Below are 21,643 nucleotides of genomic sequence, written 5' to 3'. Positions count from 1 at the left end.
GCATCAACTCCGTAGGAAAGGGTGAGCGTGGATTTCCAAGTCTGGCCGGAGGCCATCGAGCTCGGGCGCCTCTTCGCCGAGCAGGGATATGAACTGGCGTTGGTAGGGGGTCCTGTACGCGATCTGCTCCTGCACCGGCACTCCCACGACCTGGACTTCTGCACCTCAGCCCGGCCCGAGCAATTCGAGCCCATCCTGCGTCACTGGGGATCGGGCTTCTGGGACATGGGGCGCAAATTCGGCACCTTGGGCGCGCTGCGGCGGCGTCCTGACGGAACCGAGGTCAAGGTGGAGGTGACCACCTACCGGCGAGACACCTACGATCCCAACTCCCGCAAGCCCGAGGTGGACTATGGGGACAGCCTTGAGGGCGACCTTTCGCGGCGCGACTTCACCGTCAACGCCATGGCCCTGCGGGTGCCCGACCTGGTCTTTGTGGATCCCTACCGGGGGGCCAACGACCTGGCCAAGCAGGTGCTGCGGACCCCGGTGGACCCCCGTCAGTCCTTCGACGACGACCCCCTGCGGATGATGCGGGCCGTGCGGTTCGTGGCCCAGCTGGGATTCACCATCGCACCGGAGACCGCAGAGGCCATCACCCGCATGACCGATCGAATCAGCATCGTCTCGGCCGAGCGGATTCGCGACGAGCTGACCAAGCTCATGCTGGCCGACCACCCCGTCCAGGGCATCGAGGCCCTGGTGCAGTCCGGCCTGGCTGACATCGTTCTGCCCGAGATCCCCGCCCTGCAGCTGGAGATAGACGAGCATCACCGGCACAAGGACGTCTTCGAGCATACCCTGATGGTGGTGGACCGGGCCATCGCCCTGGAGACCGGACCTGACGGACCTGTGCCCGCCCCGGATCTGACCCTGCGCCTGGCTGCCCTGCTGCACGACATCGGCAAACCCGCCACCAGACGCTTTGAGCCCGGTGGCAAGGTCAGTTTCCATCACCATGATGCAGTCGGGGCCCGGCTGGCCCGCAAGCGCCTGAAGGCCCTGCGCTTCGACCACCACCTGATCGCCGACGTCTGCGACCTGATCTCCATGCACCTGCGCTTCCACGGCTACGTGGACGAGCGGTGGACCGATGCGGCCGTACGCCGCTACGCCCGGGAGACCGGTCCTCTTTATGAGCGGCTCAACCGCCTGACCCGGGCCGATGCGACCACCCGCAACAAGCGCAAGGCCCAGGTCTTCTCCTCCGCTATGGACGAGTTGGAGGACAGGGTGGCTCAACTGCGTCGGCAGGAGGATCTGGATGCCATCCGGCCAGACTTGAATGGAAAACAGATCATGCAGATTCTGGGCCTCAAGCCGGGACCGCAGGTGGGACGCGCCTATCAGCACATGCTGGACTACCGCCTGGATCAGGGCCCGGTCGACCAGCAGACAGCCGAGCAGGAGCTGCGGGACTGGTGGCAGAGCCAGGGCTAGAGCCAGGCCTGGTCCGCATTCTGCAGGTTCGGCTGCCGCCGGATTATATGTGGAAGATGTTTGCCTGGTCATCAGGTGCCAGGTTGGTATTGGCTGTGATTGTTGTACGGCCCGGACTGTTGCTTACTTGTGTGAAGTGTTCATGCTGCCTGTCATGCGGGCCTGCTTTTGGCGGCTTTTGGCGGCTGTGGCGGCTCCTGCGGTGAGCAGTCCTATGGCGAGCAGAAGGAGCATGCCGTCGCCTCCGGTCAGGGGCAGGCTGGCGATGGGCAGGTACCGGTAGGTGTTGCCCTTGTCGGTTTCCTGCTGTTTGCCGTCCTGGGTCCAGTCGATGGCCACGGGCGCCAGCCCTGGCGTGTAAGGGGGAGTGGTCACCTTCCAGGTGCCGTCGGGGCTGGGCTTGAGGTCCTTGCCTGCGGCGAGGCACGTGCCCTGCCCCTGATTCTGGCCGAAGCATACGCTGGTGGTCTGCGGCTCTCCGGGGAAGCTGACCGGTCCCGGCCGGCTGGCCGGCCAGGCGTTGGAGGGGGCGCGCCCCAGCTGACCGTTGCCGTTGTTTCCCCAGGTGTAAAGCTGGCCGTCGGAGCCGATGGCTGCGGAATGATACCATCCCACGCCGGATTGTTTCCAGGCGAATCCCTTGGGCGCCCCCTGGGGCTTGCTGACCAGGGTCGGCGTCTGCCGGTCGGTGGTGGTGCCGTCGCCCAGCTGGCCGCTGATGTTCCATCCCCAGGCGTACAGGTTCCCATCGGATCCGGAAGCTACAGAATCCCCGTCGCCTAGGCTGGCTTGTGTCCAGGTGAATCCATTGGACTTCGCGATCTGAATTGGCGTCTGCCGGTCGGTGGTGGTGCCGTCGCCCAGCTGGCTCTCGGAATTTCTTCCCCAGGTGTACAGGCCGCCGTCGGAGCCGATGGCTGCGGAATGATGTTCTCCTAGGCTGGCTTGTGTCCAGGTGAATCCTTCTGGCGCTCCTTGGGGCTTACCGATTTGCACTGGCATGTTCCGCTTGGTGGTGGTGCCGTCGCCTAGTTCGCCGTACTGATTGTCTCCCCAGGTGTAGAGGCCTCCGTCGGAGCCGATGGCTGCGGAATGCCAGCCGCCTAGGTTGACCTGTTTCCAGGTGAATCCTTCAGGTGCGTCTTGGGGCTTACCTATCAGGACTGGCCTGCTCTGGTTGGTGGTGGTGCCGTTGCCAAGCTGGCCGTATTCGTTGTACCCCCAAGTGTAGAGGCTGCCGTCGGAGCCGATGGCCGCGGAATGAAAGCCGCCTAGGTTGACCTGTTTCCAGGTGAATCCTTTGGGTGCTCCATCGGGCTTACTTATCAGGACTGGTCTGTTCTGGTTGGTGGTGGTGCCGTTGCCCAGCTGACCACTGCCATTGTCCCCCCAGGCGTACAGGTTGCCGTCGGAGCCGATGGCTGCGGAATGCCAGCCGCCGAGGATGACCTGTTTCCAGGTGAACCCGTCCGCCGCCCCCTGAGGCTTGTCGACCAGGGTCGGCCTGCTCCGGCTGGTGTTGGTGCCGTCGCCCAGCTGTCCGTCGTCGTTGCCTCCCCAAGTGTAGAGGTTGCCGTCTGAGCCGATGGCTGCGGAATGGTTGTAGCCCAGTCTGATCTGGTTGAATCTGATGCCTCGCTGTGCGGGCGGAGTCAGGGTCACCTCGGTGCCGCCGGTCTCGGGCCCATGGTCCGGGCTGATGGACCAGTGCTGCGTGTCTTCCCTGGTCCAGTGGGCGGTCAGGGTGGTGTCATGGGTGACTGGCTGGCTGAAGTCGTAGGCGACATCGCCTTGGAACCAGCCGTCGAACAGGCAGCCTTCGGCCCTCGGGTCCGGGTAGGGGCGTTCCGTCTGCCCGTCCTGGGTGACGGACTGGCTGGGGGGCATGCCCGTGGGGGTGGGGCAGGAATCGTTTTTGGAATTGAAGCCGACTTGGTATTGGGGGGCGATGTACGTGTATTGCAGGTGATCGTCCGGCTGCGGCCCGTTCCGGCTCCAGCCGACCGTCACGTCCACGCCCCCCGGCTCATGCTTGGGCGTGGATACCTGCCAGGTGCCGTCTTGGTTGGCCGTGATCCCTGTGGCCTTGGCCTGGCCGAACAGGACGCTGGTGGGCGTGACGGCGCCGGGGAAGTTGACCATGCCCGGCTTATTCCAGCTGGTGGTGGTGCCGTTGCCCAGCTGGCCGTTGCCGTTGACTCCCCAGGTGTAGAGGTTGCCGTCCGAGCCGATCGCTGCGGTATGGTTGCATCCTGGGATCGTGTATTTCCAGGTGAACCCGGCGGGTGCGCCTTGGGGCTTGCTGACCGGGATTGGCCTGCCCCGGGTGGTGTTGGTGCCATCGCCCAGCTGACCGTTTTCGTTGCTTCCCCAGATGTAGAAGTTGCCGTCCGAGCCCAACGCCTCGGTATGCCAGTCGCCTAGGTTGACCTGTTTCCAGGTGAACCCGGCGGGTGCGCCTTGGGGCTTGCTGACCAGGGTGGGCGTGTGCCGGTCGGTGTTGGTGCCGTCGCCCAGCTGGGTTCTGTAGTTCTGCCCCCAGGTGTAGAGGTTGCCGTCCGAGCCGATTGCCGCGGAATGCTGCCAGCCTATGCTGACCTGTTTCCAGGTGAACCCGGCGGGTGCGCCTTGGGGCTTCTTGACCAGGGTGGGCGTGTGCCGGTCGGTGGTAGTGCCGTCGCCCAGCTGGCCGCTGAAGTTCCATCCCCAGGTGTAGAGGTTGCCGTCCGAGCCTATAGCTCCGGAATGATTGCAGCTAAGGCTGGCCTGTTTCCAGGTGAATCCTGCTGGCGTGCCTTGGGGCTTGTCGACCTTGATCGGCCTGGTCTGGTTGGTGGTGGTGCCGTTGCCCAGCTGCCCATACTGGTTGTTTCCCCAGATGTAGAGGTTGCCGTCCGAACCGAATGCTGCGGTACTCAAGTCGCCTAGGGTGAATTGTTTCCAGGTGAATCCTGCTGGCGTGCCTTGGGGCTTGTCGACCGGGGCCGGTGCGTTCCGCTTGGTGGTGGTGCCGTCGCCCAGCTGGCCGCGGCCGTTTTGGCCCCAGATGTAGAGGTTGCCGTCCGAACCGAATGCCGCAGAATGGTCCCAGCCTATGCTGACTTCTTTCCAAATGAATTTTTCCGGCGTGCCCTTGGGCTTTTTGACTTGGACTGGTGTGGACCGGTTGGTGTTGGTGCCGTCGCCCAGCTCGCCAGCGCCATTGTCTCCCCAGGTGTAGAGGTTGCCGTCCGAGCTGATGGCCGCGGAATGAAGGCCGCCCATGCTGAGTTGGCTGAGTCTGATGCCGCGTTGCGCGGGCGGGGTGAGGGTGACCTTGGCGCCCCCGGCTATGGGCCCTTGGCTGGGGCTGATGGCCCAATGGCCGTCTCCCTTGGTCCAGTGGGCGGTGAGGGTGATGCTGCCGGTGACGGGCTGGGTGAAGTCGTAGGCGACGTCGCCTTGGAACCAGCCGTCGAACAGGTATCCGTCCCTGACGGGGTCGGGGCTGGGCCGACTGGCCTGGCCCCCGTCGGGGACGGTCTGCCTGCCAACGCTGCCGCCGCCTGCCGTGTCGAAGCTGACCGTCCAGGCTGCGTAGGACCGGGCCTGGACGGCATCAGCATCGCCGGCAGTGTCGAGCGTGGGTGAGGAAGGCATCGGGGTCGTGTGGCTCAGGGGTGAGGACGTTGGTGGGGAAGGCATTGGTGGGGAGGAGGACGGCGATACGGCCTGCGGGCTATCATCCCCCTGCTGTTTGTCCAGGGTGATGGGCGTGGCTTCTCCGGATGGACTGCCGGTGCTCCCGGCCAAAGCAGGTGTGCAGGACAGGGCTAGGAGAAAGGCCAGGGCTGCTGCTGCCATGCCTGAACGCTGACGCATGATGAGTCGACCCCCTTCTTCGCAGAGCCTGTACAGCATCCCCCGGAGATCGCACTCAAAACTGTATCAAAAAGCTGTACTAAGAAGCTGTATCAAGTCCCCAAACACCCACGACCCCAAGGTGTTACACCTACTACCATACCATGCGCGCAAACGCCTACGGTTGAAGGTTCTACAACAGCCGGGTCCGCGCTCCTGGGCGGGATGCCAGGCCGGCAACATTGCTGCGGTGTCAGGCCTTGGGAGCCTTGGGCAGGTTCTTCAGGGAGGAGGGGTCGGCCAGGCAGCCCTTGATGGCTTTGATGTTACGGCCGACGACAGAGGTGCTGTCCTCGTCGTTCAGATCGGTAAAGGTTGCCCCGATGACCACATCGATCAGATCGTCGCTGCGGTCGTCCATGACCAGCACGGCATCGTTGAATTGGGATCCCACCGTGTAGCCGCGGTCAATGGCCGAGGCGCCGAAGCGTATCTGGGTGCGCGCTGTCTCGGTCTTGCCCGGATAGTCTGCTACATCCTGCATGTTGAATCCCCGATTGCGCAGGGCCGACGCCAGAGCAGTGGCCAGACCGGACTTGTTGGTTCCGTTGAGCACCCGCACACGGATGTCGGGGTGGTTGACCAGCTTGGACTTGTCGGGCGGACAGGGCACAGCGACCCCATAGTTGGGCTTGGCGATGGTGGCATGTTTGGCGGTATGCCCGATGGATCCGAAGATGATCAGACCACAGATGACCAGGATGACCACCAGGGCGCTGACGGCTATAGTGAAGACCATCTTCTGCCGCCGTCGTACGAACTGCCTGCGGGCCTCGCGTTCGTCGAGTGGTTCGGGATTCATCATGTTGCCTACTCTACTGTCCATGGGTGACTCGTAGGGGGACCATCCTGGGCAGGACTGGCGAGTCAGCCTCAATGATTCTGTCTACGGCATTCTGCTCCCGCCAGAGTCTTATCAGTGTAGCCGCTTGGTCCAAGTGAGGAACCATGGCCACCACCGATGGGCCAGATCCCGAGACGAAAGCTGGCCCTGCCCCTGCCCGCCGGGCCAGATCCAGAGCCAGGAGCGAGCGTGGGTGAAGAGCACAGGCGGTTTTTTGCAGGTCGTTCAGGTCGCCGGGGCCGGGGCCGATCGCGTCGAAGGCCTTGTATACCTGGGCCGTGCTCAGCTGATCTTCATAGGCGCCGATCAGCAGGCGGCCGGTCAGTCCGGCATTGCGCAAACTTCGAGCCTCCGCACCTGTCGGATCCAAGGGCTCCAGAACCTGGCCGAAACCCGAGCCGTGGCTGAGGCCACCATGCAGACAGAAGGGCAGGTCTGCGCCCAGCCCGGCGGCGATCTCATCCAGTTCAGCTGCGCTCAGCCCGAGCTCCCAGAGCCGGTTCAGGCCCAGCATGGTTCCGGCCGCATCCGTGGAGCCCCCGGCCAGACCGGCACCCACCGGTATTCGCTTAATGATGCGGATGGCCACATCCGGCTGGCGCCCGGTGGCCTGAGCCATGACTAGGAGGGCCTTGACGGCCAGGTTTGCATGGGGATCAGCGTCATGGTCGGCCAGATCGCCCAGATGCTCGCCCTCCATGTGCAGCCTGAAGCCGCTGCCGGGCTCTCTTGGGCTCAGTTCCACTCTGTCCAGGATGCTTACGGCACTGTAGATGGTGTCCAGGCGGTGACGGCCGCCCCAATCCGCTCGGGCGGGTCCGACCCGAAGCAGCAGGTTGATCTTTGCCGGGCAGTCCAGGGCGATTCCCTCCCCGCCGACGGCCGGGCTCACGCGGCCACCTCGCGGCCGGCCCGCTCCAGGGCGGCGAATTCTGCAATGGTCATGGTCTCTCCGCGTCGGCTCGGATCGATGCCCGCCGCCTTGAAGGCCTCGGGGGGCACCAGGCCCTTCAGGGCAGCATGCAGGGTCTTGCGGCGCTGGCCGAAGGCGGCGTCGATCAGAGCGAAAACCCGATTCCGCGTGCGCTCATCCTCGCCGATGTGCCCTTCCTCGTTACGGACAAAGGAGACCAGGGCCGAGTCGACATTGGGAGCAGGCCAGAAGACGTGACGTCCGATCTTGCCCGCTTGGGCGGCACGGCCGTACCAGGCCAGCTTCAGGCTGGGGGCGCCGTAGACCTTGGAACCCGGGCCAGCAGTCAGGCGGTCCGCCACCTCCTTCTGGACCATGACCAGGAACCGGCTCAGATTGGCGAACCGGGCCAGGAGGGTCAGGATGATGGGAGTGGCTACGTTGTAGGGCAGGTTGGCTACCAGGGTCAGGTCGGCGCTTCTGCCCGCGTCGTCTGCCAGCTGAGGGGTCAGGGTCAGGGCATCCCGGTTGATCACGGTCAGCCGGTCCAAGGCTTCCGGCATGCGTTCGCTGACGGTCTCAGGCAGGCGCCGGGCCAGCCCGGAGTCGATCTCGTCGGCGGTCACCAGACAGCCCGCCTCCAGTAGCCCAAGGGTCAGGGATCCCAGACCTGGACCCACCTCCAGAACGGACTGACCGGGTTTCACCTCTGCCAGGCGCACGATCCTGCGGACAGTGCCTGGATCGATAACGAAGTTCTGGCCCAGACGCTTGGTGGGATGGATGCCGGCCTGGTCGGCGATGCGTCGGATATCGGCGGCACCCAGAAGGCGGTCGCTCTCGCTTCTAGTGTTCATGTCGGTTCGCTGCTCGTGAATGTAGTAGGGGGGTCAGTACCAGTTGTACTGCTCGGAGTGGCGCCAGGCCGTGCTGGGGTTTCCGTATCGTTGGCCGATATACCAGAGGCCCCAGTCGATTTGGATGGCAGCGTCGTCACGCCAGTTGGCACCGAATTGACTCATTTTAGAGCCCGGCAGGCTTTGGGGGATGCCGTAGGCACCGGAAAGGTTCTCGGCATCCCATTGCCATCCTGACTCCTTGTTCCAGAGTTTCACCAAGTCATCGAATTGCGAACCTGTCCATCCGCGCTGAGCAGCTGCACCCGAGGCATAGGCTTGGGCTACGCCGGGTCCTGCATGCCAAAGGCCGCTTGGCGATGGGCTTGGCGATGGCGGCGGGGCTGGTGTGTTTTCGGCCTGACTCGGGGGATCCGGCTTGGTCGTTGCATTCGAGCCTGATGGCTGTGATGCCTGCGGGGGCGTGGCAGTTGTCTTTCCCGACTGCGCATCCTTGTTCGGCGAGGCGCTTGGGGAGGAAGTGTCCTTGGCATGATCGGACCCCTTGTCCTTGGACTGCTGCCCGCTGCTCTGCCCCTCCTTTGGCTTGTCAGGGCCGACGGCCACCACCTGATCCACTGGCATGGCCACAGTCTCCTCCTTGACGACCTGCTCCGATTCTGCCTGTCCGTCCACATAGGTGACCTGGATGGTCTGCAGACGCTGGCCGGCTACGCCTTCCTGTCGGATCTGGGTCTGGCCTGGCGCCAGGTTTGGGTCGACCACGGTACGTGTAGCAAAGGCCAGGGGGATGGTCTTCTGGGTGTTCCCGTGGGTGACCCGACGGACACGCAGCACGGTGACGCCCTGGTCGCGCTCCACGCTGACCCGGTCCTCCTTGCCTGGCACGATGCCCTTTGAGTCCAGGATGGAGGCGGCTGGGAGCTTGCCGTCGGGGGCCACCGAGGTCTTCCCGTCAGCTATGACCGTGACCGGCCCCGCCTGGTTGATGACCAGACCGCCGGTCAGCTGGTTGTAGACGTTGCCTATATCCACAGTGACCTTCATGGCCTGCTTGCGGTTCTCCTCGAAGAATCCCAGCAGCTGGTCCATGCTGGTGGCTGTGGTCCAGAAGGGCACCCGCTGGCCCTGGATGACGATGGTGGTCTGATAGGCGGAACGTACGGTGACTGCCGCATGGTTGCGCAGCTGGCCTCCGGAGCTGGAATCGACCAGGTCGTGGGTCTTGACCTTGATCCCCTGCTGGCGCAGCAGGCCGTCCACGCTGTAGGCGTAGGTGGTCACCATTTTGGTCTGGCCGTTGACGCTTAAAGCCACGCTCTTGCGTGCGGTGATGCCGAAGGCCAGGACCATGGCCAGAACGACCAGGAGTGCGCAGGAGGCCACGCGGATCCTTCTGAGCACGACGAAACGCCGCGGCGTCCAGCGTCTGGCCATGTGCTCGCCTCCCCGTTCCTGCCTTGTCTGTACCTGGCAATTCTAGCGGCGCGGGCATGGAGCCAAGCCAGACAATCAGCAAGGTCGGGCAAACATCCACATTTGTCACAGACGGGTGGCAATAAAAAAGCCGACTTGACCGTCATCGGTCAGTCGGCTTTTCAAGACCCGGGCCCTGGGCCGGCGGATCAACGTCAAGAGGACGGGAATGAAGGGGAATGATCCCGTCCTCGAATACGAACGGAGATGGTTGGGGAAAAGCTCCGTTCGTACTTCGGAGAACGAGCCTCCGAAATGACTTACTCGAGGGAAGTATTTGCAATTATCCAGGTAATGTCCATCATTATAGCCTGCCCGGAGACAAAGCTGAATAATCGGATTTTATGGTTCGTTCCTGGCGTAGAGCCTCCTGTCAGAGTCGAACTGACGACCTGCCGCTTACAAGGCGGCTGCTCTGGCCAACTGAGCTAAGGAGGCGGTCCCGGTGGTCCATTACAGCTCCGGGCCGCGGTACGGAATGATATCGTACCATCACCGTGCCCCCAAGGGGGACGCTGGACGCGAAATTTCTCTCGACCTGCCCGGTTCAGTCCAGCGAGCGCGGTTGGCCGGAGGCGCCGATGGCGGGCATGGCGCCCTTGACACCCACCTTGGACTGGTCCAGGCCCAGAGCCTTGAGCAGGCCCGAGCGGTAGTCCAGACCTGCTTGGGACAGGTTGCCCAGCTCCCAGTAATTGCCGTTGATGCGGACCGTGGGCGTGGTCATCTGCCCCTTGTTGGACCCGGAGGGATTCCAGAGCTCCTTGCGCAGGGGGGTGTAGGTGTCCATGGCCTTGATCCAAGCCTGGTAGTGGCCCTTGAGCGCCTGGTCAGCAACCTTGGGATCAACCCCGGCCTTGATGGCCTGCTGACGGATCTTGTCGTTGCTGACGGGGTGGTAGTCGGACTCGTCCGGCTGGAAGTCCTTGGCGTAGAGATTGGCGATGAAGGGCAGCAGGTGGTCCGGATCGTGCTGGGCCACGTAGATGGTGGCCGTGCCCGTCCTGGTCGAGTAGTTGTCGGTGGAGAGCCTGTCCATGAAGCTCATGGGATAGATGACCAGGTTGATCTGCCCGGCATCCACCAGACCGGTCAGGGTGGAGTCCAGCCCGCGATGCAGGGCGCCGCAGCCCGGGCACATGAAGTCCATGTAGATCTCCACCGTCGGAGCCTTGGCCACCGGTTTGCCCAGCCCTTGGGAGCTGATCAGAAAGCCGCCCTGGTCGTTGGCGGCCGAGGGCTTTTCCTTGACCTTTGCAACGGCCTGACGAGCCTGCTCCAGGTCCTGGGTCTTGACCGGGCGATGGCTGCGCCAGTACAGGAATCCGCCCAGAGCGATCAGCGCGACGAGCGCCACGGTGACGATGACGCCGATCATGGTCTGCTGGCGGCGCTCCTTGGCCTCCTGGAGCCGGCGGGCCTCTTCCTGGGCCTTGAGCGCGGCCTTGCGGTTCTGCTTGCCCTTGGACATGACCTGGATCCTTTCCTTGGCGTACTGAGCATAGTGTAGCCGCCAGGGGTGGAGCGCGGCCTTAGGCGCGCAGGAGGTGGATGGGGGCCCAGTCCATGGAGGGCTGGGCGATCAGCCCGGCCAGGAGGACGGCAATAATCAGCAGCCAGATCAGGAGCAGGATCCACCTGCGGCGGGGGTTGCCCGGCGCCGTGGGATCCTGGCGGCCCATGGGGATGCGACCCGCCGCCAGCCGCAGGACCATGTTGCCGCTGTTGGCCTTGGGGGCAGAGCGGTTCTGCGTCGGCAGGGTCGTCAACAGCCAGCCTGCCAGCGTCGCCAGGGCCATGGCCAGTCCGCCGGCGGACAGCGGCCTGGCCGCCGGCAGGGGGAGGGCCAGCAGGTGCTCGCCCAGGGTCAGGCCTGCGTGGACGGTGGTGAGGGCGCCCGCCCAGGTCAGCGGCAGAGCCACCAAAGCCTGGACGAGGATCATGCCCGGCAGGCGCAGCAGGGCGGCCGCCAGGCCCTTGAGCAGGTGCCAGGGGAGGGCGGCTGCGTTCAGCAGGCGGTCGGTGCTCCGCCGAGGGCCGTCGCGGCGCAGCTCGCGTTCGATCTGGGCTTTGATGCTCCATCCGGCAGTGCTCAGGGCCCAGAGAAGGATTCCGGCGGTTGCCAGGGCCGAAACCGGAGCCAGTGCTGTCAGCAGGGCAGGGAACATTCCCAGCATGACCAGGCAAGGGGTTCCGGCCTTCAGGTAGCGCAGACGTCGCATCTGGGCAGGGGGCTGGTCTCCCAACCAGTGGGCGTTTGCGTCATTGCCGTATCCGCTGGGTAGGGGCTGTGCCGGCGGTAGCGGATCCTGGACGGTGGTGGTTTGGAGATCTTGACGATCGGCTACTGGCTGGAGATCCTGCCAGGTCTGCGTCTGCTCCTGCTGCTCCTGGGCTGCTGGAAGGGGATTCAAAAGGCTGGTGGGCTGTTCCGAGTCGGGCATAAGGGTCGTCTGCTCATCGGTTCCGTTATCTGTCGGAGGTCGTGACCAGGCCGTCCGCGGACTGTCTGGATCGGCCTGGGTGATCGGCGGCATGGGCATGGTGGCCGGCTCAACGACCATGGTGGGCGCGTCGGCCTGCCCCTCAGCCTCCGAAGAGTCGCCGCCAAAAGGGCGCATCGTCCCCTGACCGCCCTTGTTGGGTTGCTGATCGTCTTGCTCCCCTTGCCAGGCCTGCGGATCCATGGCGTCCTGGCCGATGGCCTCCAGGAGCTCCTCGGGCGTGCAACGCGCACTCCTATCGGGGGAGAGGGCCGAGCGCAAGGCTCTCATGGTGCCGGTGGGAAGTCCGGACAGGTCGGCATTGCCCGAGGCCTCCCGTTCCAGGACCGCCATCATGGGTTTGTCGCCGAAGACCGCACGTCCGGTGGCCGCATAGGCCAGAACAGCGGCCGTGCTCCACCAGTCGGTTCCCTGGTCGGCCTCGGCTCCGTCGATGATCTCCGGGGCGATGAAGCCGGGGGTTCCCATGACCAGCCCGGTCCGGGTCACATGACTCTGCCCCTGGCCCATGGCGATGCCGAAGTCCACCAGCACCGGCCCCGAGACCGAGATCATGACATTGGTGGGCTTGATGTCCCGGTGGACGATGCCCGCCTGGTGGACGGCTGCGACGGCATCGGTCAGCTTCCGTGCCAGCCGCTCCAGATCGTCGCCCCGATAGGGGCCGTTGACAGCCACGTCGTCGCGAAGATTGCGCCCCTCGATCAGTTCGGTCACGATGAAAGCCAGGGCATCATCAAGTTCCATATCCACGATCCGGCAGACGCCCGGATGACGGATCCGTTGCAGGGCCAGAGCCTCGCGTCGCAGGCGCTCGCGGGCCGAGGCGCGGTCCCGTTCATCAGAGTTGTCTGGCGAGGTCTGCTCGTCCTCCTCCAGGGATTCCCGCAGGATCTTCATGGCGTAGTCCTGGCCCCCGCCATCCCGCGCACGCCAGACAGAACCCATGGCGCCGCCGCCCAGGGGCTCAATCAGGGTGTAGCCCCCGACCAGCCGTCCCGGCTTCAGGTCCAAACCCTCAAGATCGCTCATATCTCCATTGTGCCCCGACTGCTTGAAAAGGACCTGATTGTGGCCTCTGCTGTTTCGCGGCCTCGGCCGCTGGGAATCTGGCAGCCTGATCGGAGCCAGCGGCATAATGCATAAACAGGCGTTGATACAATATTATCGTTGGGGAAACATCCAAATATCAAGAAAGAAGGGGCTTCATGGAAGCTTCGCGCTTTGAAAAGGGATCTGAGGCCTTGGCCGCCATCGATGGCAAGGGTGGCCAGGCTGTCATCGACTCTCTTCAGGATATAGCGCCGGACCTTGGCCGTTGGATTGTCGAATTCGCCTTTGGCGACATATACACCCGGAAGGGACTCGACCTTCAGCAGCGTGAGCTGGTCACCATAGGCAGCCTGGTGACGCAGGGCGACACGGCTCCGCAGTTGGCCGTTCACATACAGGGGGCCTTGAATGTGGGGCTGAGCAAGGCGGCCGTGGTTGAAGCCATACTCCAATGTGCTCCCTACGTGGGTTTCCCGAGGGTCATTAATGCGATCAACGTGGCCAGGACGGTCTTCGAGCGCGATGCTGAGGATTCCGACAAGCCCAAGGATTGAGTCGGCAAGGGTTCACACGTCGAATTCAGACCTTGGTGTATAGTGGGCACTGGCTCAAGGGAGAGTTTCTCTTAACCACAAAATAGAAAACCGTCGCATGGCCATACCGATGTCGGTGTTGACCCCGGGACGGAAACCACAGTGAACATCAACCCCTTCACTACGGATCGTTCGGCACGTACCTGCCGATGAAAGGATGAATAATGGCAGAAGTGGTATTCGACCACGTCACTCGTATCTACCCGGGCAACGATGAGCCCTCGGTCAGTGACCTCAGTCTGGACATTAGAGACGGTGAATTCCTTGTTCTGGTAGGGCCTTCCGGCTGCGGAAAGTCCACCACCCTGCGCATGCTGGCCGGCCTTGAGGAGGTCAACAAGGGCCGCATCATGATTGGCGACAAGGACGTGACGACCATGCAGCCCAAGGACCGCGACATCGCCATGGTCTTCCAGAACTACGCCCTTTACCCTCATATGACCGTGGCCGACAACATGGGCTTCGCCCTGAAGATCGCCGGCACCCCCAAGGATGAGATTCGCCAGCGGGTGGAGAAGGCCGCCGAGGTGCTGGATTTGACCGAGTACCTGGACCGCAAGCCCAAGGCTCTGTCCGGTGGCCAGCGTCAGCGTGTGGCCATGGGGCGCGCCATTGTGCGTCAGCCCAAGGTCTTCCTGATGGATGAGCCTCTGTCCAACCTGGACGCCAAGCTGCGTGTCCAGACCCGTACCCAGATCGCCGCCCTGCAGCGTCAGCTCAACGTCACCACCCTGTATGTGACCCACGATCAGACCGAGGCTCTGACCATGGGCGACAGGATCGCCGTCATCAAGCTGGGCGTCCTGCAGCAGGTGGGTGCGCCTACCGAGCTCTACGATCGGCCCGAGAACGTCTTCGTGGCCGGCTTCATCGGCTCGCCCTCCATGAACATCAACATCCACCCCGTGGTCAACGGGCAGGCCAAGATCGGCGAGGACACCATCAGCCTGCCGCGCGAAGCCGTCGACAAGCTGACCCCCGACGACCAGGGCAAGATCGTCGTGGGCTTCCGTCCCGAGAATGCTTCTCTGGCCGGTGCCGACGAGCCGGATGCCTTCTCCCTGAAGGTGGCCAACGTGGAGGATCTAGGCTCCGACGGCTACATCTACGGCAACATTCTGACCGACAACAGCGCGGCTGAGCAGGCCATCGTCATGTCTGACCAGAACAAGTTGACCACCATCCGCGTCAATCCGCGCGACCTGCCCAAGGTGGGCGACGTGGTCAAGATCCACATCGATCCTGAGAAGATGCACCTGTTCTCCCCGGCCAGCGAGCTGCGGCTGAACTGAGTCTTCCTGCGACCCTGCGGTTCGGCCACGGTTTCCCGCCGGTCCGCAGGGCCTGTATCGATCATTGATATCATCTCCTTTCCTTGTTCGACCGGGTGACCAGGAGCCCCGCGCGGCGCATCCGTGCGGGGCTCTTCCCGTATAGGATGGGCGGCGATGGGATGGATGAAGCATGACTAGCGTGAATATCAACCGGGCGACGGCCTCCTCTCTGGACCCCCGCGCCATGAAAGCCACCTCGATAAAGACCACAGCCGACCCCTCCTCCGAGCGGGAGCCGGCAGCCCTGCACATCACAGCCACCAGCTCCAACCCCAGGATGTTCACCCTGCCCTGGGAGAGGCCGCTGGCCACCTGGCCCCGGGATCTGCTGGCCAACCTGCCCAGAGGCATATCCCGGCACGTGGTGCGCTTCGTCCACGTGGGCGACGATGTCTATGCCATGAAGGAGATCACCCAGCGGGTGGCGGAGCGTGAGTACGAGCTCCTGCGCAAGCTGCAAAAGCTGGAGCTGCCTACGGTCAACCCCATAGCCGTGGTCACCGGTCGGCACACTCGCGAGGGCGAGCCCCTTGAGGCCATGCTGGTCACCCAGCACCTGAAGTTCTCGCTGCCCTACCGTGCCCTCTTTGCCCGCAACCTGCGTCCGGACACGGCCGAGCGGCTGATCGATGCTCTGGCGGTTCTTCTGGTAAGGCTCCATCTGGCCGGCTTCTACTGGGGCGACGTCTCCCTGTCCAACGTGCTCTTCCTGCGCGACGCCGATGCTTTCTCGGCCTTCCTGGTCGATGCCGAGACCGGCGATCTGCACGCCAGCCTGACCGACGGTCAGCGCGAGTACGACATCGACCTGGCCAGAACCAACATCATCGGCGAGCTCATGGATCTGGATTCCGGCAACCTGCTGGCCGGCGAGGTGGACGAGGTCGGTGTGGGCAACCGGCTGGTGGACCGCTACCACTCCCTCTGGAGCGCCCTGACGGACGTGGACAGCTTCGATCCGGACGAGATGTGGAAGATCGAACGCCGCGTCAACCGGCTCAACGATCTGGGCTTCGACGTGGACGAGCTGGAGATGAAGACCGAGGAGGACGGCAATCGGGTGCTGGTGCGCCCCAGGGTGGTCGATGCCGGCTACGCCTCCCGCAAGCTGCTGAGGCTGACCGGTCTGGATGTGCAGGAGAACCAGGCCCGGCGGTTGCTCAACGATCTGGATGCCTACCGGGCATCCACCTGGCGGCAGGGCGAGGACCTGGAGATTGTGGCCACCGACTGGATGCGCGAGGTCTTCGAGCCCACCGTGCGCATGATCCCGCCGGAATACCGCTCGCAGATCGAACCGGCCCAGTTCTTCCATGAGGTGCTTACCCACCGCTGGCTGATGGCCGAGAAGGCCGGCCACGACGTGCCCATGGCCGAGGCCGTGCAGAGCTACATCAGCGAGTCCCTGCCCGAGTACCGGCTGGACTCCGAGGACATGAAGACCATCAACGAAGAGGCCGACGCCGGGGTGGTCGATGACGAGATGAGTTGGCAGGACGCCCATGCCCAGGCTGGTCAGAGTAAGCAAACTGCCCGTGATCAGACTGACAAGGATGCAAATGGCCATGAAGCGGGGGGCCATGACGCAGCCAACAGTGGGATGACTGACCAAACCAGTGTTGGAGGCCAGACCGGAGCGGGCACCCAGAAGGATCGTGACCGGGCAGGCGAGGAGGTGCCGTCGCAACCAGCCTTTGAAGACGAGAATGGCGGCCGAGGCTCGCTGAGATCGGTCTACGCCCCCGGCAGCCTGGATGCGGCTGCCGATGAGGACGATCAGGACGATGCGGTCTGGGCCTCCAGTTGACTCTTGAGTTTGTGCGACACCGGTCTGTTGCATGCTGGCTGAGGCGCGCAGGCTGTTGCCGCTTGGGTCTGCCCGTCTTCAGATTGCCGGTGCCTGTCTGGGGCTATTTGGCTTGGCTGGCGGACCGTCGGCGTGCCATGGCTACGGCGTACAGGCTGATGCCGGCCGCCACCGAAGCGTTCAGGGATTCCACCGAGCTGGAGATGGGGATGGAGGCCAGGGCATCGCAGTTCTCTCGGACCAGGCGGCTCAGCCCCTTGCCCTCGGAGCCCAGGACCACCACCAGCGGATCGGTTTCGAAGCCTGTCTCGCCCACTGTGGTGGTGCCTGCGCCGTCCAGGCCGACCGCATAGTAGCCGTGCTCCTTGAGTCCTTGAATGGCCTTGGTCAGATTGACCACACGGGCCACGGGCAGATGGGCGGCGGCCCCGGCAGACACCTTCCAGGCTGCAGCTGTGACCGAGGCGCTGCGACGCTCGGGCAGAACCACCCCCGAGGCTCCGAAGGCCGCGGCTGAACGGATCACTGCCCCCAGATTCTGTGGGTCGGTGACCCCGTCCAGGGCGATGAACAGCGGGCGGGCGGCAACCCTGGTTGCTTGGTCGGCCCCTTCCAGGGCGGCCGCGTGCTTCTCGGCCCTGTCGACCAGGCTCTGCAGGGAGGCGTACTGGTAGGGCTGAACCTTGAGGACCACGCCCTGGTGGTTGCTGGACCGGGCGATGCGGTTCATTTCCAGACGGTCGGCTTCCAGCAGGTTGAGTCCCTCCTGTCCTGCCAGCCGCACGATCTCCCTGGTCCTGTCGTCGTGTTCCATCCGGGCGGCCAGATAGAGCTGACTGGCCGGGACTCCTACACGCAGGGCTTCCAGGACTGCGTTGCGGCCGATGACCAGATCGTCGGAATCAGAGGTGAACCGGTCGGCCCGGCGGCGGGCTGCCAGACGTGGATCGGCCGCCTGCCTGCGCTGGGCCGCCTGCCGGGCCTTATAGGCCTTGTGGTAGACGCGATCCTCGGCCTTGGGGGTAGGCCCCCGGCCGCGCAGTTTGTTGCGGTGCTTGCCGCCCGAACCCTTGGTCGGGCCTTTCTTGTTAGCCATGTCTTCAGTGTAAAGGCAGGCGGGAACCGGTTGGCTGTCTGTCGGTCTCAACATCTGCAGGGTGAAGACACGCTCTACCTTTATCGTTCAGGCCGCGCAGACCGGCCGTGCGGGTCATCCCAGAGCGGCTACCTGATCAGGATCTGGGAACTCCATCCACTCGACCGGGGACTGTCCCTTCGATGCCGGGGTGACGGCGATGTGGGCCATGGATGACCGGCCTGAAGCCCCGTGCCAGTGTCTGACGCCAGCCGGGCAGAAGACCACATCACCTGGTTCCAGTCTGCGCGGCTGATGGCCTTCCTCCTGCTCCCACCCTTGCCCGGCGGTGACGATCAGGAGCTGACCATGCGGGTGGGTGTGCCAACGGTTGACGCATCCGGGTGCGAAGGTCACATTGCTGGCTGAGCATTCCGCGTCCGGATCGGTCAGGGGGTGCAGCCAGACATGGCCGGTGAAGTTGGGTCCGTCTGCCGAATCTCCCAATGGATAGGGCCCTGAATCCGGCTCAGTCCCGGCTTTAGATGGGGTTGCAGCGGTATCCTGGTTCTCGTCGTCGCTGTCGCCCTCACCATAGACCTCCTTGGCCAGGTCGAAAGCCGACCATGCCTTGGGCCATCCCGCATAGAAGGCCAGGTGGGTGATCAGCGCCACCATTTCAGTGCGGGTAACGCCATTGCCCTTGGCCATGGCCATATGGCTCTTCAACTGGGGGAAGAGCCCCATGCTCATCAGACCTGCGCAGGTGATCATGCTGCGGTCCCGAGCCGAAAGTTCGTCCTCGCGGGACCAGACCTGGCCGAAGAGCACATCGTCGTTGAGGTGGGCGAATTGTGGTGCGAGCCGACCGAGTTGGTCGTGGCCCGCCGTTTGTTTGATTGCCATGGGTTGATCTCCTTGCCGTCATCTTGGCCGGGTCATTCCGGCAGGTTCAGCTATACCCCTTCGAGTGCGCTCGAAGTCAAGGTGATGGCGGAAGCGGCTGCTGGCAGTCAGCCCGAGACGTCGGCCTTGTAGAAGTTGACGTAGGAGCGGGAAGGGGTCGGACCGCGCTGGCCCTGGTAGTGGGAGCCGTTGTGCTTGGATCCATAGGGGTACTGGGCGGGCGAGGAGAGCTGGAAGAAGCACATCTGGCCGATCTTCATGCCAGGCCAGAGCTTGACCGGCAGGGTGCTCACGTTGGACAGCTCCAGGGTGATGTGCCCTTCAAAGCCCGGATCGACGAACCCGGCGGTGGAGTGGGTCAGAATGCCCAGACGGCCCAGGGAGCTCTTGCCCTCCAGCCGTGCGGCCAGCGTCGAGTCCAGCTTGACGTACTCCCAGGTGGATCCCAGAACGAACTCGCCTGGATGCAGGATCCAGGGCTCGTCCTTGGGCACCTCGAACTGCTCGGTCAGTGCGCCCTGGTCCTCTGCCGGATCCACGTAGGTGTACTGATGGTTGTTGAAGACCCGGAAGTAGCGGTCCAGGCGCACGTCCACGCTGGAGGGCTGGACCATGGCAGGCGTCCACGGGTCCAGATTCAGGTGTCCTGCCTGGTGGGCATCCAGGATGTCATGGTCGCTGAGCAACATGCCTAGGTATCTCCTTCAGGTTCGTTGATCGAGGGTCTCTCCTCTGACGGGAAACCATCCGGAATCCAGTCTAACCGGCCCTATGCCCGCTTTCTGACCTGGCCGGATTCACAGAGAATTTTCAGATAACACTATCGTCACTACAAGGTAGCTGTTCTTTACTATAGATATCGGCTCAAAAACCGAACGGGCGGTTGACCTCCGTCCGACAACTGATTTCCCTTTCTTCTCTCTCGCCCGGCGGTGTTCAAGCACCGCCGGGTTCTCTTCATTTTGGGGGAAGGATCAGTGTGCCGACGTTTCACGTGAAACCACCTGGCCAATGGCTCGATTGAGTTCGTTGAGGCTTATTGCAGGACAGTAGGGCGTTCGCAAACCCATGAGACGTCTAGTGTTTGATCGGGCCGGGCTTCTGTTCCTTGAGCTTCCATCTCCTTTGGATTTGAGACTCATGGTCGGCAGATCTCCAAGATGGGTTCGAAAGTTCCGGGCACTCGCATTCTCTGGTTCAGATTCCTCTTCTCTGATGTCTATATAAATTATGTTTCGGTGTACGGCCCGAGTCGTAGGCACAGAATTGAAGACAGGAGCTGAAGATATGGAAGAACCCCCGTCAGTTATGGCTATGACGGGGGTCCTCCACCGGGGGGAGGGGCGGCGATCTTCTTGCCTTCGGCGGCTGAGGGAAGAGGGGGACTATCACAATGCCGAAAGCAGTCCGAACTCCGCTTCCTCCCCGGTTCGCGCGGCCGGGTGCCGGGCCTGGACCTGACCCATTCCCAAGGCTGGGAAGAGCGGACCGGGCCGTGCGGCTATCCGACCAAGAATGTGTGGGTCACACCAGCCTCACTCCTGGGGAGCCTTGGCTGACATGGCCTTGTGGAAGACGGCCACGATGATCAGGGCCAGCAGGGCGGCCAGCGCCATGACCCAGAACATGTTGGCCACCTGGGCCTGGATGCCGGTCTTGACGCCCGCCAGTGCATGCGACCCGAATTGGGGATTGGCCATGAGTCCGCTGTAGACGGCCATGCCGATGGAGGCCGAGGTGTTCATCATCAGATCCCCGATGCCGATGCCGCGTCCATTCTGGTCCACCGGCAGGGTGGCCGAGAAGGAGTCGTAGAGAGGCGTGTAGGACATGGTGATGCCGGCGATGAAGACCGAGGCCAGCGCGGTCAGAACCCAGAAGCCCGAGGTGAGCATCAGGGCCGAACCTGCAGCTCCGGCGATCATGAGCAGGGCAGACAGAATCAGCATGGGCAGGCGTCCCATGGCGTTCATGATGACTCCGGACAGGCAGCCCACCAGGGTGGCCACGATGTAGACGATGGTCAGGCAGAGGGAGACCTGGCTCAGGGAGATCCCGTAGATGCGGTCGCCGATCACGTTGTAGATGGGCACGCAGGCGAAGTTGAAGAAGTAGAAGACGAAGAGGGCCAGCAGGACAGCCATGTAGGCGCCGTTGGTCACGAATCCGCGGCTCAGGAAGGGGTTGGCGCCCTTCCAGACGTAGCCGGCGAAGATCAGGATCAGGATGGCCAGCACTCCCAGCATCCAGGTGGCCGGGAAGGAGAAGTAGACGGCTACGAATCCGGCGATCAGCGCGAACAGGGCGATGCCGAAGACATCGATGCGCTCGCCCTTGATGCCGGTGTCAGGCGTGTACTTGAGCACCGGAGGGATCAAAAGAACGGAGACCAGCGGCACCAGGAAGAGGTAGCGCCAATCGATGGAGGTGATCAGTCCGCCGGCGAAGATGCCCACGGCAGAGGATGCGTAGTAGACAGCGTTGAAGATGCCCAGATAGAAGGCGCGCTCCTTGTCGCTCAGGTATTTCATGGCCATGACCAGGAAGACCGAGCCGGCCACCTGGCCACCCGCGGTCTGGATCATGCGGGCCAGGACCACGGCCCAGAAGTTCGATGCGCCGAAGAAGCCCAGGAGGCTGCCGATGATCAGGGCGCCCACGCCGAACAGGGTCATCTTCCGGGGGGAGATGTAGTCGCAGAGGGTTCCGTAGAGCATGCAGACCACGCCCAGGACGATGCCGGGCAGGGTGCTGATCAGCGAGGCGTTGGCGGACATCCCCAGGGAGTCGCCCACGTTCTGGAAGACCAGGTTGAAGGCCTGGATCATCAGTGTGCCCAGCAGGAAGATGGTCAGCAGGGCCGGCAGGGCCCGCTTGGTGCTGCGGCGGTTTTCGTCCACGGTCGCTTCGGTAGCCTCGGTGGTGATGGATTCGCTCATGA

Annotated in this window: 14 protein-coding genes, 1 tRNA gene and 1 pseudogene; 4 read left to right on the top strand and 12 right to left on the bottom strand. The window is 63.5% G+C overall.

From position 1 onward, the window contains the following. The first annotated feature begins 27 nt into the window (after positions 1-27). Complete coding sequence (locus tag RAM15_RS08425) at positions 28-1,440, top strand: CCA tRNA nucleotidyltransferase (protein WP_306222277.1); 1,413 nt, start codon at positions 28-30, stop codon at positions 1,438-1,440. A gap of 123 nt (positions 1,441-1,563) precedes the next feature. Here RAM15_RS08425 and RAM15_RS08420 read toward each other — a convergent pair whose 3' ends face one another. The 8 genes from RAM15_RS08420 to RAM15_RS08385 form a co-directional block, all read right to left on the bottom strand. Continuing rightward, positions 1,564-5,301 carry an RCC1 domain-containing protein gene (locus tag RAM15_RS08420; protein WP_306221532.1) on the bottom strand — a complete coding sequence of 1,246 codons (3,738 nt, stop codon included), beginning with the start codon at positions 5,299-5,301 and terminating at the stop codon, positions 1,564-1,566. A 232-nt stretch (positions 5,302-5,533) separates the two neighbouring features. Continuing rightward, positions 5,534-6,166 carry a LytR C-terminal domain-containing protein gene (locus RAM15_RS08415; RefSeq protein ID WP_306221531.1) on the bottom strand — a complete coding sequence of 211 codons (633 nt, stop codon included), beginning with the start codon at positions 6,164-6,166 and terminating at the stop codon, positions 5,534-5,536. Then, on the bottom strand, positions 6,156-7,076 hold the full coding sequence (locus RAM15_RS08410; protein WP_306221530.1) for a 4-(cytidine 5'-diphospho)-2-C-methyl-D-erythritol kinase: 921 nt from the start codon (positions 7,074-7,076) through the stop codon (positions 6,156-6,158). Before RAM15_RS08410 ends, RAM15_RS08415 begins: the two co-directional genes overlap by 11 nt. Further along, entirely contained in the window at positions 7,073-7,954 is an 882-nt protein-coding gene (gene rsmA / locus RAM15_RS08405) for a 16S rRNA (adenine(1518)-N(6)/adenine(1519)-N(6))-dimethyltransferase RsmA (RefSeq protein WP_306221529.1), read from the bottom strand. Before rsmA ends, RAM15_RS08410 begins: the two co-directional genes overlap by 4 nt. A 33-nt stretch (positions 7,955-7,987) precedes the next feature. Beyond that, on the bottom strand, positions 7,988-9,391 hold the full coding sequence (locus RAM15_RS08400) for a G5 domain-containing protein (protein WP_306221528.1): 1,404 nt from the start codon (positions 9,389-9,391) through the stop codon (positions 7,988-7,990). Positions 9,392-9,794: 403 nt separating this feature from the next. Beyond that, a tRNA-Thr gene (locus RAM15_RS08395) sits at positions 9,795-9,868 on the bottom strand. Between the two features lie 109 nt (positions 9,869-9,977). Then, positions 9,978-10,901 (bottom strand): DsbA family protein, encoded by a 924-nt coding sequence (locus RAM15_RS08390; RefSeq protein WP_306221527.1) that lies wholly within the window; start codon positions 10,899-10,901, stop codon positions 9,978-9,980. A gap of 61 nt (positions 10,902-10,962) precedes the next feature. Then, on the bottom strand, positions 10,963-12,966 hold the full coding sequence (locus RAM15_RS08385) for a serine/threonine-protein kinase (protein ID WP_306221526.1): 2,004 nt from the start codon (positions 12,964-12,966) through the stop codon (positions 10,963-10,965). 176 nt (positions 12,967-13,142) lie between these two features. Here RAM15_RS08385 and RAM15_RS08380 point away from each other — a divergent pair, with 176 nt between their 5' ends. From RAM15_RS08380 to RAM15_RS08370, 3 genes and pseudogenes are all read left to right on the top strand, one after another. Continuing rightward, on the top strand, positions 13,143-13,541 hold the full coding sequence (locus RAM15_RS08380) for a carboxymuconolactone decarboxylase family protein (protein WP_306221525.1): 399 nt from the start codon (positions 13,143-13,145) through the stop codon (positions 13,539-13,541). 203 nt (positions 13,542-13,744) lie between these two features. Further along, positions 13,745-14,872 carry an ABC transporter ATP-binding protein gene (locus tag RAM15_RS08375; protein WP_306221524.1) on the top strand — a complete coding sequence of 376 codons (1,128 nt, stop codon included), beginning with the start codon at positions 13,745-13,747 and terminating at the stop codon, positions 14,870-14,872. 172 nt (positions 14,873-15,044) lie between these two features. After that, positions 15,045-16,406, top strand: a pseudogene (locus RAM15_RS08370) (DUF4032 domain-containing protein); the annotation flags it as partial. A 418-nt stretch (positions 16,407-16,824) separates the two neighbouring features. Here RAM15_RS08370 and rlmB read toward each other — a convergent pair. The 4 genes from rlmB to RAM15_RS08350 all read right to left on the bottom strand — a co-directional run bounded on the left by rlmB (position 16,825) and on the right by RAM15_RS08350 (position 21,641). After that, the gene (rlmB, locus tag RAM15_RS08365; RefSeq protein ID WP_306221523.1) at positions 16,825-17,817 is read right to left on the bottom strand and encodes a 23S rRNA (guanosine(2251)-2'-O)-methyltransferase RlmB; all 993 of its coding nucleotides are present in this window, start codon (positions 17,815-17,817) and stop codon (positions 16,825-16,827) included. A gap of 114 nt (positions 17,818-17,931) precedes the next feature. Then, positions 17,932-18,702, bottom strand: a complete 771-nt coding sequence (locus RAM15_RS08360; protein WP_306221522.1) for a carboxymuconolactone decarboxylase family protein — start codon at positions 18,700-18,702, stop codon at positions 17,932-17,934. Positions 18,703-18,809: 107 nt separating this feature from the next. Continuing rightward, on the bottom strand, positions 18,810-19,391 hold the full coding sequence (dcd, locus tag RAM15_RS08355; protein ID WP_045925038.1) for a dCTP deaminase: 582 nt from the start codon (positions 19,389-19,391) through the stop codon (positions 18,810-18,812). An 846-nt stretch (positions 19,392-20,237) separates the two neighbouring features. Next, positions 20,238-21,641, bottom strand: coding sequence for an MFS transporter (locus RAM15_RS08350; protein ID WP_045925037.1), 1,404 nt, complete (start codon positions 21,639-21,641; stop codon positions 20,238-20,240). Positions 21,642-21,643 lie beyond the last annotated feature (2 nt).

The organism is Bifidobacterium asteroides (genome assembly GCF_030758775.1).
Taxonomy (GTDB): Bacteria; Actinomycetota; Actinomycetes; order Actinomycetales; family Bifidobacteriaceae; genus Bombiscardovia; species Bombiscardovia kimbladii.
Note: the sequence above shows the minus strand (reverse complement) of the source record. Positions and strands in the feature narration are given on the sequence as shown.